This window comes from Lentzea chajnantorensis, from assembly GCF_054300775.1.
Genome location: NZ_JBSDZT010000002.1, coordinates 4,583,467 through 4,599,754 on the forward strand (window position 1 = coordinate 4,583,467; position 16,288 = coordinate 4,599,754).

General features: G+C 68.1%; 17 protein-coding genes. 7 read left to right on the forward strand and 10 right to left on the reverse strand.

The genetic code is table 11. From position 1 onward, the window contains the following. The first annotated feature begins 313 nt into the window (after nucleotides 1-313). The 5 genes from ACVDFE_RS22990 (at nucleotide 314) to ACVDFE_RS23010 (ending at nucleotide 5,824) form a co-directional block, all read left to right on the forward strand. Complete coding sequence (locus tag ACVDFE_RS22990; protein ID WP_458431798.1) at nucleotides 314-4,189, forward strand: golvesin C-terminal-like domain-containing protein; 3,876 nt, start codon at nucleotides 314-316, stop codon at nucleotides 4,187-4,189. Between the two features lie 11 nt (nucleotides 4,190-4,200). Then, nucleotides 4,201-4,575, forward strand: coding sequence for a hypothetical protein (locus ACVDFE_RS22995; RefSeq protein WP_458431799.1), 375 nt, complete (start codon nucleotides 4,201-4,203; stop codon nucleotides 4,573-4,575). A gap of 30 nt (nucleotides 4,576-4,605) precedes the next feature. Further along, nucleotides 4,606-4,824, forward strand: a complete 219-nt coding sequence (locus tag ACVDFE_RS23000; RefSeq protein WP_458431800.1) for a hypothetical protein — start codon at nucleotides 4,606-4,608, stop codon at nucleotides 4,822-4,824. Nucleotides 4,825-5,098: 274 nt separating this feature from the next. After that, nucleotides 5,099-5,254: a hypothetical protein gene (locus tag ACVDFE_RS23005; protein ID WP_458431801.1), complete on the forward strand. Its 156-nt coding sequence runs from the start codon at nucleotides 5,099-5,101 to the stop codon at nucleotides 5,252-5,254. A 285-nt stretch (nucleotides 5,255-5,539) separates the two neighbouring features. Then, nucleotides 5,540-5,824: a hypothetical protein gene (locus ACVDFE_RS23010; protein WP_458431802.1), complete on the forward strand. Its 285-nt coding sequence runs from the start codon at nucleotides 5,540-5,542 to the stop codon at nucleotides 5,822-5,824. A gap of 170 nt (nucleotides 5,825-5,994) precedes the next feature. On the opposite strand, the gene ACVDFE_RS23015 is transcribed toward ACVDFE_RS23010, so the two are convergent. Continuing rightward, nucleotides 5,995-6,174, reverse strand: coding sequence for a hypothetical protein (locus tag ACVDFE_RS23015; protein WP_458431803.1), 180 nt, complete (start codon nucleotides 6,172-6,174; stop codon nucleotides 5,995-5,997). A gap of 41 nt (nucleotides 6,175-6,215) precedes the next feature. Here ACVDFE_RS23015 and ACVDFE_RS23020 point away from each other — a divergent pair, with 41 nt between their 5' ends. Further along, nucleotides 6,216-6,443 (forward strand): hypothetical protein, encoded by a 228-nt coding sequence (locus tag ACVDFE_RS23020; RefSeq protein ID WP_458431804.1) that lies wholly within the window; start codon nucleotides 6,216-6,218, stop codon nucleotides 6,441-6,443. An 84-nt stretch (nucleotides 6,444-6,527) separates the two neighbouring features. Here ACVDFE_RS23020 and ACVDFE_RS23025 read toward each other — a convergent pair whose 3' ends face one another. Next, entirely contained in the window at nucleotides 6,528-7,202 is a 675-nt protein-coding gene (locus ACVDFE_RS23025) for a response regulator (RefSeq protein ID WP_458431805.1), read from the reverse strand. A gap of 39 nt (nucleotides 7,203-7,241) precedes the next feature. Next, nucleotides 7,242-8,357: a sensor histidine kinase gene (locus ACVDFE_RS23030; protein WP_458431806.1), complete on the reverse strand. Its 1,116-nt coding sequence runs from the start codon at nucleotides 8,355-8,357 to the stop codon at nucleotides 7,242-7,244. Between the two features lie 124 nt (nucleotides 8,358-8,481). On the opposite strand from ACVDFE_RS23030, the gene ACVDFE_RS23035 reads away from it, so the two are divergent. Beyond that, nucleotides 8,482-9,681 carry a serine hydrolase domain-containing protein gene (locus ACVDFE_RS23035; protein WP_458431807.1) on the forward strand — a complete coding sequence of 400 codons (1,200 nt, stop codon included), beginning with the start codon at nucleotides 8,482-8,484 and terminating at the stop codon, nucleotides 9,679-9,681. Nucleotides 9,682-10,821: 1,140 nt separating this feature from the next. Here ACVDFE_RS23035 and ACVDFE_RS23040 read toward each other — a convergent pair. The 7 genes from ACVDFE_RS23040 to ACVDFE_RS23070 form a co-directional block, all read right to left on the reverse strand. Further along, nucleotides 10,822-11,073, reverse strand: coding sequence for a nitroreductase/quinone reductase family protein (locus tag ACVDFE_RS23040; RefSeq protein ID WP_458431808.1), 252 nt, complete (start codon nucleotides 11,071-11,073; stop codon nucleotides 10,822-10,824). Between the two features lie 61 nt (nucleotides 11,074-11,134). Continuing rightward, nucleotides 11,135-11,410, reverse strand: coding sequence for a hypothetical protein (locus ACVDFE_RS23045; RefSeq protein ID WP_458431809.1), 276 nt, complete (start codon nucleotides 11,408-11,410; stop codon nucleotides 11,135-11,137). Nucleotides 11,411-11,418: 8 nt separating this feature from the next. Then, nucleotides 11,419-11,562, reverse strand: coding sequence for a hypothetical protein (locus tag ACVDFE_RS23050; RefSeq protein WP_458431810.1), 144 nt, complete (start codon nucleotides 11,560-11,562; stop codon nucleotides 11,419-11,421). After that, the gene (gene yjfF, locus ACVDFE_RS23055; protein ID WP_360389474.1) at nucleotides 11,559-12,530 is read right to left on the reverse strand and encodes a galactofuranose ABC transporter, permease protein YjfF; all 972 of its coding nucleotides are present in this window, start codon (nucleotides 12,528-12,530) and stop codon (nucleotides 11,559-11,561) included. Before yjfF ends, ACVDFE_RS23050 begins: the two co-directional genes overlap by 4 nt. After that, on the reverse strand, nucleotides 12,527-13,507 hold the full coding sequence (locus ACVDFE_RS23060; protein WP_458431811.1) for an ABC transporter permease: 981 nt from the start codon (nucleotides 13,505-13,507) through the stop codon (nucleotides 12,527-12,529). The genes yjfF and ACVDFE_RS23060 overlap by 4 nt, the downstream gene beginning before the upstream one ends. Beyond that, complete coding sequence (locus tag ACVDFE_RS23065) at nucleotides 13,504-15,036, reverse strand: sugar ABC transporter ATP-binding protein (RefSeq protein ID WP_360389468.1); 1,533 nt, start codon at nucleotides 15,034-15,036, stop codon at nucleotides 13,504-13,506. Before ACVDFE_RS23065 ends, ACVDFE_RS23060 begins: the two co-directional genes overlap by 4 nt. A gap of 139 nt (nucleotides 15,037-15,175) precedes the next feature. After that, nucleotides 15,176-16,150, reverse strand: coding sequence for an ABC transporter substrate-binding protein (locus ACVDFE_RS23070; RefSeq protein WP_360389466.1), 975 nt, complete (start codon nucleotides 16,148-16,150; stop codon nucleotides 15,176-15,178). Between the last annotated feature and the right edge of the window lie 138 nt (nucleotides 16,151-16,288).

A 16,288-nucleotide genomic window follows, 5' to 3' on the forward strand; every position in this document is an offset into this window, starting at 1 on the left:
CCAGGTCCGTGCAAGGTCTGATGGGCACTGTCTTCCCTGGCAGCTATGGGCGTCTGAGGGGGACACCCAGTGGGCCTGGGGATGAGATGCACACCGAAAGAAGATGTGTCGTTGGCGCGCGCCGTTGGCTGGTGGCCTTTCGCGAACGACCCGCCGTCGCCGACGCGGGACCGCGAGGTGCCTCGGAAGTAAACCGGCGACGGCGTCTCGGCAATCGATCAGTACGGGTGGTCCAGCGGCGCGGTACCAGTCGGCTGCTGGGCACCCCGTCCAAGATCTCGGACTGGCCGATCAGGGACTACCGGGGGAAACGATGAAAAGACCGATGCTGCGGGCGGCCGTTCAGGTCGTGCTCGCCTTGCTGCTCGCGACACTGCTTCCACCGCTGGCGGCCGCGGGAGTCCGAAGCCCGGCCGCGCCGGCACCGAGCTCACCTGACGAACTGCTCGGCCAGGGGTGGCAGGGGTCGCGTGACCGCCTATGGACGACCACCGGCGACGCGACAGGGTTTCACGTCCTCGTTGCCGAGGCCAGCACCGGGTACACGTGGCGCACCGCCGCCACGCTGACCAGGCCAGGCGTCGAAGCCGACCAGTGGATCGGCAACGCGTGCGTGACCGTCTCCGGGCGCAACCTCGTCGTGGTGTACGCGCCGCGGTCATTCACCAACAAGGGAGACCTCTTCGACCGAGGTGGCTTCACCTCGGTCGTCGACCTCACCACGGGCCAGACGCGGCACCTCGCTGTGCGGACCTCGCTCGCCTACTTCAACCCCGGCTGCGGACACGGCGAGTCCGCCGTGCTGACCCAGGGAGGCGATGACGACCTGGGCAAAACAGGGTTGATCACCCTCGACGCCGCGACCGGCGCTCTGACCAAGCGCATCGAGGTGCCCGGCCAGCTCACCTCGGCGGTGCCGACGAGCGAGGGGATCGTCGGCGCCGACCGCGACGCCGTCGTCCGGGTTGCGCGCGACGGCGTGCGAACAGTGCTCGCGGACAGCGCCGGCGTGCCGTTCGGGCTCATGACCGACCGCGCGGGCGGCCTGGTGTTCATGGACCGGACCGCGAACGAGGTGCGGGTGCGCCGGGCCGCGGCGGTCGGCAAGCCGGGGACCAAACCCGCCGTCGCGATGCTCGCCAGGGGCAAACCCGGCGAGCTCGGTGTCGCGGCCAGCGCGGATCGCAAGGTCGTCATCACCGGCACGGCGGTGGAGACGAAGACGCTGCCGCCGTCAGTGGTGAAACCGGACGTGCCGTTGCACGCCCAGCCGTCCACCACGGGCGAGGCCGCGGTGACCGCGGTGGCACCGGCCGGCAAGGCGGATCCCCGGCTGCGGGCGGTTGACCCGGCCGAGGCGCAGCCCGTGCGGATCGAGGGCAAGAGCATCAAAACCGGTAAGGCGCTGACGTTCGACGTCATCCCGGCGAGCCCGGAAGGTGCCGCCTCCGCCACCACCGGTGAGATGTCGGCCCAGGACAGTCCCGACGACGCCGGCCGGTACTGCGCGGTGCCGCGTAACGACCCGAACACCCAGGTGTACCAGCCGAAACCCAAGCAGGTGGAGTGGGCGGCGAACATGGCGGTCAAGGGACACCTGACGGTGCAGCGACCGGCGAACTGGCGAAGCAACGGCCTCGGCGCCTACACGCCGCAGGGCATGTTCCCGTCGATCCCGTTGAAGAACACCACCAACGGCCAGGTGCCCGCGCAGGTCCTGCTCGGCGTCCTCGGCCAGGAGTCCAACCTGTGGCAGGCGACGAGGCTCGCCTACCCCGGTGAAACCGGGAACCCGTTGGTCGGCAACTACTACGGCACCGACATCTACAACAAGCTGCCCAACGGCCAGCCGGACACCTCGGACGACTGGGACATCCGGTGGAACAAGGCGGACTGCGGCTACGGCGTCTCCCAGATGACTGACGGCATGCGCCTCGCGGGCCACGAGAAGCCCGGCGAGACGTCGTTGCCGTGGCACCAGCAGAAGGCGATCGCGACCGACTACGCGGCAAACCTGGCCGCCGGCCTGCAGGTGCTGCAGAAGAAGTGGAACGAGCTGCAGGACGCGGGCATCAAGGTCAACAACAACGACCCGGCCCGGATCGAGAACTGGTTCCTCGCGACGTGGGCGTACAACTCCGGCTACCACCAGCCCGGTGAACCGGGCTCGGCAGGCGCCCACGGGCTCGGCTGGCAGAACAACCCGGCGAACCCGAAGTACAACCCGTGGCGGGAGAACTTCGGCAAGTACCCGACCGACTTCGCCACGCCGCAGCGCTGGCCGTACCCGGAGAAGGTGCTCGGGTTCGCGTCGTTCCCGCCGTCCGGATTCGAAGCGCCCGGTGTCGAGGTGCCGTTCTTCCGGCCCGCGTGGTGGAACTCCGACGAGGCCCGTACCGCGGCGCGGCCGAAGACGAACACGTTCTGCACCGTCACCGCCAACGAATGCTGGTTCGGCAACAACTCACACGTGCCGGACTACCCAGGCGATCCCGGTACCGGTAGCGGCAACGTCGTCGGTGAGCCCGCCGGGCCGTGCGCGCACAAGAACGGCCCGTACTACGACCTGAAATGCTGGTGGCACGATTCGGTGACCTGGAAGGAGAACTGCGCGCGCGACTGCGGTAACGAGTTCATCCGCTACGACTACCCGCAGTACGCCGCGGAGCCGGACAACGGAGCCAGCTTCCCGCCGAACTGCGCAACCGCCGGGCTGCCCGCCGGGGCGCTGGTCATCGACGACGTCGGTGGCGACGTACCCGCGGTGCGCGGATCATGCGCGCGTCCGGCGAACGCGGGATCGTTCGACCTCGGCTTCGGCTCTGACTCCGCGCGGATCGACCTGCACCAGCTCGGCGGCGGGTTCGGCGCGCACTTCTGGTTCTCGCACACCAACAAGACCAAAACGGCGCTGGCCACCCGGCTGAACGTCACCGGCACGTGGACGCTCGACCGGGCCATCAACGGCTGGGCACGGGTGCTCGTGCACATCCCGGACCACGCGGCGCACACCCGGCAGGCGCGGTACGAGATCGACCTCGGCAACGGCGGAACGCGGTTCCGCACGGTGCCGACGCGGTTGCTCGCGCACAAATGGGTGTCGCTGGGTTCGTTCCCGTTCGCGGGCACGCCGAAGGTGCGGCTGAGCAACCAGACCTCGGACGGGGCCGGCGTGGAGGACGTGGCCTGGGACGCGATCGCGGTGGTGCCGTTGCCCGGCAAGCCCAAGCAGATCATCGCCTCACTCGGTGACTCCTACGCCTCCGGCGAGGGTGCCTCGGCACCACACGGCGTGGACTACTACCGGGAGACCGACCTCGACGGCAAGGGCGGCGAGTGGCGAGCGGCCTGCCACCGTTCCACGAAGTCGTGGTCGCGCACGATGACGCTCGCCGACTCCGCAACACCGGTCGGCGTGCGGGCCGACAACCTGGATCCGGCGGTGGACCACCGCATGGTCGCGTGCTCCGGCGCGCGCACCAAGAACCTGTTGTCCGCCGAGGGTCCCACCGATGCCTGGAACAAGCGGGGTGAGACGTCCTACCACGAGGTCGCGCAGCTGGACTCCGGCTGGGTGGACGAGGACACCACGCTGGTGACGCTGTCCGTCGGCGGCAACGACGCGCGGTTCGCGGACGTGCTCAAGCACTGCATGTACGGCTCGGGCGCGCAGGACTGCCAGCACACCACGATGAGCGGTGATCCGGAGCCGCTGGGCGCCTTCCAGCCCAAGGTGATGGCGGACCCCATGCGCCGGTCGGTCGAGACCGTGCTGGAACAGATCAAGCTGAAGGCGCCCCACGCGAAGGTCGTGCTTACCGGCTATCCGTTGCTGTTCTCCAAGACCGACGTATGCATCGTCGGTATCGGCAACGAGGAGTCGCTCTGGCTCAACGACATGGGCCGAAAGCTGAACGAGCAGTTGGAGGCCGCGGTGCGCAACTCGGCGAGCCGAGGTGTCAACGTGAGATTCAGCAATCCCCAGCAGGACTTCATGGGCAAGGGGCTGTGCGGCGCGCCGGAGAACATCCACGGCGTCGTCACCGACCTCACACCCGGTGACAACCCGGAGTTCGAGTACTGGCCGGGCAAGGGAATCGTGTCCGCGCAGGGGCTCCACCCCACGATCGAAGGCGCGGCGCTCTACGCGCAGATCGTCACCCGCACACTGCGCGAGTTCGGTATCTGACTGGAGGAAAAGTGTTTTCAACCAAGAAGATCGGCGCCGTGATCGCGGCGACCGCGATGTCCGTCGGCCTGCTCACCGTCCCCGCGAGCGCCGAGGCGAGCAGGGCGTGTCGCAACATCGGCAACGGTGACCTGTGCGTCGAGGTGGTCGCGTTCTACTCGATCGCCAGGGTGAGCTACCACAAGACCGCGGGTGCGCCGTACACCGGCGAGCTCGTGCTGTGGGACCGCTACGGCTGGCAGCGGGCCGGTAGCACGGCCACCTGGTACGTGGGTTCGTACTACTCGCAGGAGTTCCACACCGAGTTCATGCACTCCTGCATCACCGCGGGCATCCACGTGCCACCCGCCGGCGACAACATCTGGGGCGGCCAGCTCTGCTTCTGACCGACCGGTCGACTGGGGGAGAGGCAGAACATGAGAACAAGCCTGTGGTTCGTCACCGCAGCGGCATTGATCATCACCGGCCTGACGGCTGTCCCGGCGCAGGCGCAGACGTCGCAGTTCTTCCGCAACCAGAAGACCGGCTTGTACGTGGACGACAACTTCCAGGACGGCCTGCGCGCGTTTCCCTTCAACGGTGGTGTCTGCCAGAAATGGGACCCCAAGAGTGGTCCGACAACACCTGGCAGCTGAAGAGCCACGCCACCGGCCGTTGCATCGACGACAGCATCGAGTATGGACTGCGTGGCTACCCGTGCAACCAGTCGAAGTACCAGAGCTGGTACTGGCGAATTTGGCCGGCGGAACCCATGAGTTCAAGAACCAGCAGTCCGGTCGCTGCATCGACAACTCCGGGGGGCTGACGGCCCTCCGGTGTACCGCGTCCGAGTCGCAGAGCTGGTCATGACGCGGCGCGAACGAAGGGGGATGACGAGCAGTGAGAAGAACTGGGGGAGGACAGCGCTGTGTGCGCTGTCCTCCGCTGGTGCTGGTGCCCACGCAGGCCGAACCGGTGGCGATGCCCACGAAGGAGTCGTCGAGTGTCACGCCCGCCGAACGGGACGAGGTGCTCGGCATAGTGATGGCAGGCCTCTGGCGACCGGTTGTGGAACACGACGGGTGACTCGGATGGTCTGCGCCGCTGGTGGCCGAGGCGAAGACCGGTTGCACGTGCCGTACCGCCGCGACGTTGAGCCAGGCAGGTCGACGAACTCACCCAGCAGGCTGGGCATCTATCGCTGGGTCGAGGCGAGACCAGGTGGCGAGGTGTACTTGACGGCACGTGTAGGCAACCGTTGTGCTCGGTCTGCTCGCCGATCCCGGACTGGCGACTGACATCGTGGAAGCCCTGGCCGGGCATCTGCCGCGGCGGTTGAGCTGCGACGTGAACGGTGGCGTCGAGTGACGGGTGGTGCCTGTGTGCGACCAGCTCGCCGCCGACGAGCACGGCTCGGTGCGGCACGTCGCGCAGGCGGTGCGGGACCAGGTCGCGGACGAGCGTTGCGACCTGTGGGTGTGCCTGACGGACCTGCCGCGCAGGGACGGCACCGATCCGGTGGTCGCGGATGCCAGTGCCGACGACGGCCTCGCTGTGGCGTCGCTCCCGGCACTGGGCAGCTGGGCCTGCGCCGCAAGACCGGTGATGTCGTCAGTGCCGTCGTTGCCGAGCTCAGGGATCATGAGGTCCCGATGAAGCGGCGTGCGCGGCGGGTGGACTCGCCGACCGACGACATCGGTGTGCGGTTGTGGCACTTGGTCTACGCGGCCGGTTGCGGATGTCCGCGGGCGTGGTCAGGGCGAACCGGCCGTGGCGGCTCGCGATGGGCATGTCCAGCATGCTCGTGGCCGCCTTCGGCACGGGGCCTACACGTTGATCGGCCCAACCGTGTGGATGCTCGGCGCGCAGTCGAGCGTGGTGAGGCTGGTGGCGGCGATGCTGCTGTCGATCACCGCCATGGTGACGTGGCTGGTTGTCACGCACGACCTGTGGGAGCGGCCGTCCGACACGAAGGAGAAGGCGCGGGCGCGGCTGTACAACCTCACGACGGTGGTCATGCTGGTGCTGGGGGATCTCCAGGTTGTACGTGGCGTTGTTCCTGGTGGTGCTCGGCGCGGTGGTGTTGGTGCTCGAATCGTCCGTGCTGGCGCAGCAGATCGCTCACTCTCCGGCCGTGCGCGACTACCTGGGCCTGGCGTGGCTCGCCGCGACGGTGGCAGGGGCGCTCGGTGCTCGCCTGGAGAGCGACGAGGCGGTGCGCAACGCCGCATTCGGTCATCGCCAGCAGGAGCGCCGCGAGAACCTCCAGAAGTGACCCCACGGGACCACTGTCCGCTGTGGAGCTCCGCCTCGTGGACCGAAGCGTCGCACGCGTGCGGTGCGGAAGCGTTCTCACACCTCAGCCGCTGGGAGCCGCAGAGCCAGGAACGACCAGGCCGCTCTCGTAGGCCACGACCACAGCCTGAGCGCGGGTGGTCAGGTTCAACTTCCGCATCGTGTGCTTCACGTGCGTCTTCACCGTCGCTTCGCTGATGGCGAGCTGGTCCGCGATCTCCTCGTTGGTCGATCCGGTCCCGAGCAGCCGCAGGATCTCGGTCTCTCGTGGCGTCAGTTCCAGCAGCCGGGTGTTCGCCTGGAGTTCGACGCGGTGACGTTGTGCGTAGGTCTGGATCAGCCGCAGGGTGATGGCCGGCGAGATCAGCATCTCTCCTACCGCGACCGTGCGCACCGCCGCGATGATCCGATCGGGAGGTGTGTCCTTCATGATGAACCCGGCGGCTCCGTCGGTCAGCGCCGTGTAGACGTACTCGGGGATGTCGAAGGTGGTCAACACGACGACCTGGGTCTCCGGGCGCATCGCGAGGATGCGCCGGGTGGCGCTGAGTCCGTCCATGACCGGCATCTTGATGTCCATGAGCACCACGTCGGGCGTCAGATCGGCGACCAACGCCACGGCGCGCTCACCGTCTGACGCCTCGCCGACGGGTTCGATGCCGGGTGCGGCGTTGAGCAACGCCATGAGAGCGTGGCGAACGAGGTACTGGTCGTCGACCACCAGGACGCGGATTGCCATGACATCTCTCCAGCACGTGCATTCGGTCGGCGGTCGAAATCAGGCCTCGTCAGGAATCGGCAGGCGCAACACGACCTGGAACCCTCGGGGAGAGCGGTGTCCGGCGTCCAGGATGCCACCGTAGAGTTCGGCGCGCTCACGCATCCCCCGGATGCCGTGCGATTTCGCCTTGGCGCCGGAAGGTCTCGGCGCGCCGTCATCGGTGATGGTCAACAACAGTTCGTGCGCACGGTAGTCGAGCACCACCTCCACAGCTGCAGGACCCGCGTGCTTGAGGACGTTGGTCAAGGATTCCTGCGCGACGCGGTAGGCACAGAGGTCCTGCCCGGAAGGCAAGGCGCGCGGTGTTCCCCGGACCACGAGTTCGACGGCGAGACCGGCGTCGCGCGTGCGGTTCACCAAACCGGGGAGAGTGTCGAGGCCAGGACTCGCCAGTTGCACGTCGGGAAATTCTGTTTCGTTCTCCACCCGCAGCACGTCGAGCAACCTGCGCATCTCGGTCAAGCCCTGCCGGCAGGACTCGGAGACGGTTGAGATCGCGGTACGCGCGGTGGCGGGATCGGACGCGATGGTGTACTCGGCCACCCCGGTCTGCAAGGAGATCACAGACATGTGGTGCGCGACGATGTCGTGCAACTCCCGTGCGATCCGCACTCGCTCGTCGGCGGCCGCGCGACCTGCTCGCTCAGCTGCTTCCTCGGCACGCCTGGCCCATTTCTTGGAACTCTCGCCGAGTATCCAGGCAACGAACAAGACCAGGACGGTCTGCACGGCTTCCGACCATTTCAGCGTCGCCTCCCCGACGTATTCGGGCACCAGCAGGCATAGTGCCGAGGTCACTGCCATGACCGCGGCGGTCCGTGAGCTGCGCACGTTGGCGACGGTGAACACGCCGACGAGCACACCCAGCCCCATGTTGCCCAGGACGCCATGACCGAAGAACGTGTAGGCGACCGTCGAACCGAGAATCATGCACAACGACGTCACCGGCGCGATGTGACGGATCACCATGGGCGCCACTGTGAGCGCGGCGAGCGACAAATCCGCAGGTGTGAGATCGGCGCCGAAATATTCCACTTGATTGGCCAGGGTGAGGACCGTGGCAACCAAGGCGAGAAGAAGGTCTGCCCACGCCGGTCGGAGAAGCTTGCGCACCGGCGGGACGCTACCACGGGATTCTTGTTCGGAAACACAAGAGATCCGCTCTACCACCAGAGGGGTAGGACGGACGACCAACAAGGATGACGACATCGCGTGAATGCGTTCTTACGGTGATGTCATGAGTACGAAAACGAGCGCCTTGGTGGCGCTGCTTGCAATATCGTTTGTGGCCGGATGTTCACCGGCCGGTGCCGAGCACGACACGGACGACGCGGTTCAGGCCTCTTTGCAGAAAGACGCCGACGCACTGGTGGCGAAAGGTGCCCCCGGCGTTCTGACCGAACTGCGCACGCCCGGCGGTGCGGTGAAGGTCCGCAGCGGAGCAGGCGACACCGACGCGAAGACACCGGTGCCGTGGGACTCCCACTTCCGCATCGCGAGCTTCAGCAAGACCTTCGTGGCGACCACGCTGCTCCAGCTCGTCGGCGAACGCCGCCTGTCACTCGACGACACCGTCGAGAAGTGGCTGCCCGGAGTCGTGACCGGCAGTGGGAACGACGGCAGCAGGATCACCGTTCGTCAGCTGCTCCAGCACACCAGCGGCATTCCCGAGTACATCGCCAGCGTGCCCGTGTTCACCGATGACGACTTCCGGCAGCACCGGTTCGACAAGCACTCCCCGGCGGACCTCGTGGCCCTCGCGATGCGTCAGACACCGACCTTCGCGCCCGGCGCCGGCTGGAGCTACTCCAACACCAACTACGTGCTGGCCGGAATGATCATCGGCAAGGTGACCGGCCAGGACTGGCGCACCGCCGTCGACGAGCGGATCGTCCAGCGCCTGGGATTGCGGAACACGTCGGCCCCCGGTCACTCGACTGCGCTGCCGCACCCCCACGCGACCGCGTACGAGCGCTTCCCGGAAAACGTCACAGCGGATCCGTTGCGCTTCGGAAAGCCCGTCGACGTCACCGAGCTCAACCCGTCCTATGCCGAAGCGGCGGGAGAGCTGGTCAGCACCACCAACGACGCGCTCGTATTCCTGCGAGCCCTGATCTCGGGCGAACTCCTCGCTCCCGCGGAGCTGGCCGAGATGCAGAAGACGGTGCCGGCGCCGAGCCTGCAGTCGGTGTGGCCGGAAGCGCGGTACGGACTGGGCATCGCCTGGATTCCCACCGCGTGCGGCGGATTCTGGTCGCACGCAGGTGACATCCAGGGCTTCCAGACCCGCAACGGGATCACGCCCGACGGCAAGCGCAGCGTCATCGTCTCGATGAACACCGACTCGGTGATCCCGGTGGAGTCGTCCACCCCGCCGACGCCGCTCGAGGACCCGTCCTTCGACCTGGTCAAGAACGCGCTCTGCGACCGGCGGTAGCACGGCATGCCGGCTCAGCTGAACTGATCACTGAAGCTTGCTCCCGTGCCCTGTGGACGGGCCTGTCCGAGACTTGTGCGGACCGATGACGCGTTCGACTTCTGGCAGCCCTGACAACGACATCGCCGTCGTGGTTCTGGGCCTGCGGTTGGCTGGTGGCATCTGCGAACCGGCGGACTTCTGGGCCGGCTTGATCGTGGCACGCAGTGAGGACGGGGACCTCGCAGTCAGCGCCGTCCTCGGTTGGATTGGGCTGATCGTGCCGTGCTGGCCGCGTTGGTCCGCCAGTTACCGGTGTGGCTGCGAGAGCACCGGTTGATGTCCGGGCACCGCGCTGCGGTGGCATCGACGGTTGGTCGCGAAGAAGTGGGCCTACCCGAACCCGGCTGGGCGAGTGCGGGTCGATAACAACGTGGTTGGATTCCGATCAGCGAACGCTGGTGTGGCGCGATGGTCTTGCCGCGCGCGGCAAAGCTGAACCCAAACGCCCGAACGGCGTAGATCCCATTGTCCCATTTCGGCATGGAATAACCGGGCCGCCGCCAGAGCTGGTTTCACTGACGCGTCAAGAGGTTCCAGCGCCTGGTCGACGTCGCCGCACTGATACGACTGGTCATCTCGCCGCTCGCGGACCGGCGTCGTTGCCCTGATCGCCAATCCGACGCCTTGCCATCCGACCCCGTCCTGGGAGCGCTACCGCCGGGCCTGACCGAAGCTGAAGTGAGCCACCGATGGGCACATTGTTATTCGGACAGTTGCAATATCCGGCTGTGCCATCGCGCTGGGTGCGTTGGAGATGCACACCCGGATGGCTTCGGTGCCCGACACCTGGGAGGACCCGCATCTGATCCCGCTGACCGAGCTGCGGGAGAACCCCGCCGAAGACTCCGCGCTCGCAGTCGGTGCGCGGTGAGCGGGCGCGGCAGCAGCAGACGCGGCACCCCGGCCGTGGCCCGTCGGCCCCTGCTCGGCACCGCCGGGTGTGCAGGACGGCACCGAGGACGGTTGCGCGGGGTTCTTCCGCGGCGAGGGTGGGCGTGAGTACCGGTTCGACTTCAGTCGTTGTCCACTGCCGGGCTGGTACAGGCTGATGGCCGCAGCCATGGCACAGCGGGTCGGCCTCGCCGGTGGCCTGCGCACTCAGCAGTCGGCGCGCGTGTGCTGGCGGAACCACGCGGGGTGCTCGGGCGCGCACCCCTTCGACGCCACCACCGCGTAGCTGCCGTCGTGCTCCACGCGCATGACGGGCATGCAGCGCAGCTGGCCGCTCTTGGCACCACGCACGGTCAGGAGGACGATGGGCCGGTCGAAGATCAGGACGCCCTCGGTGGTCCCGGTCTCCGGGATCTGCTTGGTCTGGTTCTGCACCCAGTCGTCTGGGCTGAGCGCCACGGTGTCGTCTGCCCTGCAATGATCAACATCGTACGGGCCGCGAATGTTCCCCACGATCGGGTCAGTGGGCGCTGAACTGCTCTTCCGTCGGCTGGACCACGTCAGGCCGGACCGGTAGCGCGGGCAGCACGAACCGTTCGCCGTAGAGGTCGGTGACCGCGACCGGCCCGCCGCAGCCGTTCTCGGCGAGGAAGCAGTTGTACCCGGCCCTCGGCAGCTGCCGCCACCGGCCGGGGCACAGGTCGGTGACCCGGACCGTGACGCTCTTCCCGTTCGCGGCCTTGACCAGCACGTACGTACCACAGGCCGCTGAATTCCCGTAGTCGGCCCAGCTCATCGCGACGGTCAGCGGGTCGGGGCTCCTGTCGTACGAGCAGGCACGGCCGCGACGGCCGGGGTGCCCGCGATGCCGGGCGGGTCGCGGACCACGACCACGACCGCGACCAGCACCACGAGCACTACCAGCGCGTACGGGGCGGCACGCCTCACCGCCGCACCATGGTCCGCTGCACCGCGATGAACACCAGCAGCAGCACACCGATCACGATCTTCGTCCACCACGAGCTGAGCGTGCCCTGGAACGAGATCAGCGTCTGGATCGTGCCGAGCACCAGCACCCCGGCCAGCCCGCCCAGCACGTAGCCGACACCACCGGCGAGCAACGTCCCGCCGATGACCACGGCCGCGATCGCCTCCAGCTCCATGCCGACGGCGTGCAGGCCGTAGCCCGACAGCATGTACAGGCTGAACAGCAGCCCGGCCAGCGCCGAGCAGAACCCGCTGATCACGTACACGCCGACCTTCACCCGCGCGGTCGGCAGGCCCATCAGCAGCGCGGACGACTCGTTGCCGCCCACCGCGTACACCGTGCGGCCGAACCGGGTGCGGTGCAGCACGTACATGGCGGCGAGCACGACCAGCAGCGCGATCACGACGTTGTAGGTGATCGTCACGCCACCGGGCAGCGGGATGGCGGCGGTCGCGATGTCGCGCAGCGTGCGGTCCTTGATGGACACCGACTCGACGCTGATCAGGAAGCACAGGCCGCGGGCCAGGAACATGCCGGCCAGCGTGACGATGAACGGCTGGATGTCGAACTTGTGGATCACCAGCCCCATCAGCAGGCCCAGCGTCGAGCCGATCACCAGCACCGCCAGCACGACCAGCGGCACCGGCCAGCCCGCGCGCAGCCCGGCCGCGGTGACCATCGTGGACAGCGCGACCACCGACCCGACGGACAGGTCGATGCCGCCGCTGAGGATCACGAACGTCATCCCCGCCGCGAGCACGATCAGGAACGCGTTGTCGATGAACAGGTTCGCGATCACCTGGCCGGACGCGAAGCCGTCGTAGCGCACCGAGCCGATCCCGAAGGAGAGGACGAACAGCACGACGGTCGCGAGGACGGGCAGGAACCGCGACGGCACCCCGCGCACCCCGCCGACGAGCGTGGTCATGAGACGGCCACCTTCCGGAAGCTGAGCGCCGCACGGGCCTTCGGGGCCTGCACCAGGCACACGGCGATGACGACGACCGCCTTGAAGAGCAGCGTGACCTCCGGGGCGACGCCGATCGTGTAGACGGTGGTGGTGAGGGTCTGGATGATCAGGGCACCGAGCAGCGTGCCGGTGAGCGAGTAGCGCCCGCCCGCGAGCGACGTGCCGCCGATGACGACGGCGAGGATCGCGTCCATCTCGATCCACAGACCGGCGTTGTTGGCGTCGGCCGCGCTCACGTTCGAGCTGATCATCAGACCGGCGATGCCCGCGCACACGGCGGCGAACACGTAGACGGTCCAGATGATCGTGCGCGACCGCACGCCGGCCAGCCGCGAGGCCTCCGGGTTCACGCCGACCGACTCGATCAGCATGCCCAGCGCGGTGCGCCGGGTCGCGAACGCCACCAGCCCCAGCACCAGCAGGCTGATCAGGATCGAGATCGGCAGCACGACGAACCCGGCGCCGACCTGGCGGTAGGCGTCGTTGTTGACCGTGACGATCTGCCCCTCGGTGACGAGCATGGCCACACCGCGGCCCGCCGTCATCAGCACGAGGGTCGCGATGATCGGCTGGATGCCCAGCCCCGCCACGAGGAACCCGTTCCACAGCCCGAGCACCGCGCACAGCACGAGCGCGATCGCCATGCCGGCGAACGCGGTGCCCGCCGAGTCGGACGTTCCGATGTGGACGCACGTGACCGCGCCCGCGATCGCCGCCACCGCGCCGACGGAGAGGTCGATGCCGCGGGTGGCGATCACCAGGGTCATGCCCAGTGCGATCAGCAGGGTCGGCGCGCCGTTCTTGAGCACGTCGACCAGGCCGCCGTAGAGGTGGCCGTCCTGGACGCGCAACGAGAAGAACGACGGCGTGACGACGAGGTTGAGCAGCAGCAGCGCGGCCAGCGCGAGCAACGGCCACAGCAAACGGTTCTTCACGACACCACCTTCTCCGGTGCGGCTCCGCCCGCGATGAGCTCGACCACCTCGTCCACGCCGGTGACCGACCCGTCCAGCTCGGCGATCTTGCGCCGGTCGCGCAGCACCACGATCCGGTCGGCGATGCGCACGACCTCCTCCAGCTCGGCGGAGATGAACAGCACCGCGGTGCCCTCCGCGGCCAGGGTCGTGACGAGCTGCTGGATCTGGGCCTTCGCGCCGATGTCGATGCCCCTGGTCGGCTCGTCCAGGATAAGCAGCCGCGGCTCGGTGACGAGCCAGCGGGCGAGCAGGACCTTCTGCTGGTTGCCGCCGGACAGGGTGCGCACCAGCGCGTCCGGGTTGGCCGGGCGGATGTCCAGCGCCGTCAGGTACTTCTCGACGAGCTGGTCCTTGGTCTTGCGCGACAGCGGCCGGGTCCACCCGCGTGCGGCCTGCATGGCGAGCACCAGGTTGTCCCGGATGGACAGGTCCGCGACCACGCCCTCGCCCTTGCGGTCCTCGGAGCTGAACGCGATGCCGGCGGCGATGGCCGACCGCGGTCCGCGCAGCCGCACGGGCTTGCCGTCGACGAGCACGCGGCCGGAGTCGGCCTTGTCCGCGCCGAACAGCAGCCGGGCGAGCTCGGTGCGGCCGGAGCCGAGCAGACCGGCCAGGCCGACCACCTCGCCCGCGCGGATCTCCAGGTCGAACGGTTCGATGGCGCCGCGGCGGCCGAGGCCCTCCGCGTGCACCAGCACCGGTCCCTCCGGGTGGCGCTGCTCGGCGGCGTCCTCGATGGCCTCCAGCGCGCCGAGGTCGCGGCCGATCATCTGGGCGATCAGCGCCCGCCGGTCGACCTCGGCGGTGAGGTGCTCACCGACGAGGGTCCCGTTGCGCAGCACCGTCATCCGGTCGGAGATCTCGTAGACCTGGTCGAGGAAGTGCGACACGAACAGGATCGCGACGCCCTCGTCGCGCAGCACCCGCATGATGCGGAACAGCTCGGCGACCTCACCGGCGTCCAGGCTGGACGTCGGCTCGTCGAGCACGAGCACCCGGCAGTCGACCGCGATCGCGCGCGCGATGGCCACGAGCTGCTGCACCGCGATCGGGTGCTCGCCGAGGCTGGAGGCCGGGTCGATGTGCACGCCGATGCGGGAGAGGACCTCGGCGGAGCGCTTGCGCATGGCCGGGAAGTCGATGCCGCCGCGCTTGCGGGGTTCGCGGCCCAGCAGGATGTTCTCCGCGACCGTGAGGTTCGCGCAGAGGTTGACCTCCTGGTAGACCGTGCTGATGCCGGCGTGCTGCGCCTCGCCGGGGGAGGAGAACGCCACGTCGGCGCCGGCCAGCACGACCTGGCCGCTGTCGGGGCGGTGCACGCCGGTCAGGGTCTTGATCAGGGTGGACTTCCCGGCGCCGTTCTCGCCCATGAGGGCGTGCACCTCGCCGGGGAACAACCGGAAGTCGACGTCCTGCAACGCCTTCACGCCGGGGAACGCGAGGGTGATGCCCCGCATCTCGACGACTGGCGGCGGTGACTCGGTCATGGCTCAGGCCTTCGTCGCTGAGGTGCGGGACCCGTCGCCACTTGGGCGGAGCGACGGGTCCCGCGGTCTGGTGGGGCGGTGGGTGGTCACGACCGCGCGACCACCCACCGCGTGTGCTGTCCTGCGGCGGGGACCGGGGTCAGTACTGGCGCTGCGGCAGCGCGGTCTTGGCCTGCTCCTGGGTGAACGTGCCCTCCTCGGTCACGACCCTGGCCGGCACCTCCTCGCCCTTGACGACCTTCTTCGCCAGGTCCATCAACTGCTTGCCCAGCAACGGGTTGCACTCGACGATGAAGTTGATCTCGCCGTTGGCCAGCGCGGTCATGCCGTCCTTCACCGCGTCCACGGTGATGATCTTGATGTCCTTGCCGGGCACCTTGCCGGCGGCCTTGATGGCCTCGATCGCGCCCAGGCCCATGTCGTCGTTGTGGGCGTAGACCACGTCGATCTTGGGCTGGGACTTGAGGAAGGCCTCCATGACCTGCTTGCCGCCGGAGCGGGTGAAGTCACCGGTCTGCGAGGCGACGACCTTGATGTCGGACTTGCCGGCGATCTTCTCCTCGAAGCCCTTCTTGCGGTCGATCGCGGGCGCGGCACCGGTGGTGCCCTGCAGCTCGACCACGTTGGTGGGCCCGGAGGCGTTGGCCACCAGCCAGTCACCGGCCTTGCGGCCCTCCTCGACGAAGTCCGACCCGAGGAACGTCTTGTAGAGCGAGGTGTCGTCGGAGTCGATCGAGCGGTCGGTGAGGATGACCGGGATGTTGGCGCGCTTGGCCTCCAGTAGCACGGTGTCCCAGCCGGTCTCGACGACCGGGCTGAACGCGATCACCGACACCTTCTGCTGGATGTAGGACCGGATCGCCTTGATCTGGTTCTCCTGCTTCTGCTGCGCGTCGGAGAACTTCAGGTCGATGCCGGCGGTCTTGGCCTCGTCCTGGATCGACTTCGTGTTGGCGGTGCGCCAGCCGCTCTCGGCGCCCACCTGGGCGAAGCCCATGGTGATCTTGTCGCCGGACTGGCCGGAGGCGGCATCGCCGCCGCCGCTCGAGCCGCCGCACGCTGTCAACGCGAACAGCGCGACCACGCTGGCGGCTGTCGTGATCTTCTTCAGCACTGGGATTCCTCCGGGGTGACGACGGTGTCGCGGAGCTCGACCGCGTGTCCGCGGTTGTCAGGTGGACAACAGTGAACGTTCACATCTGCCGCGTCAAGTCCTTGCCCGTAACGAGTTCGCAGCCCTATGTTAACGCTC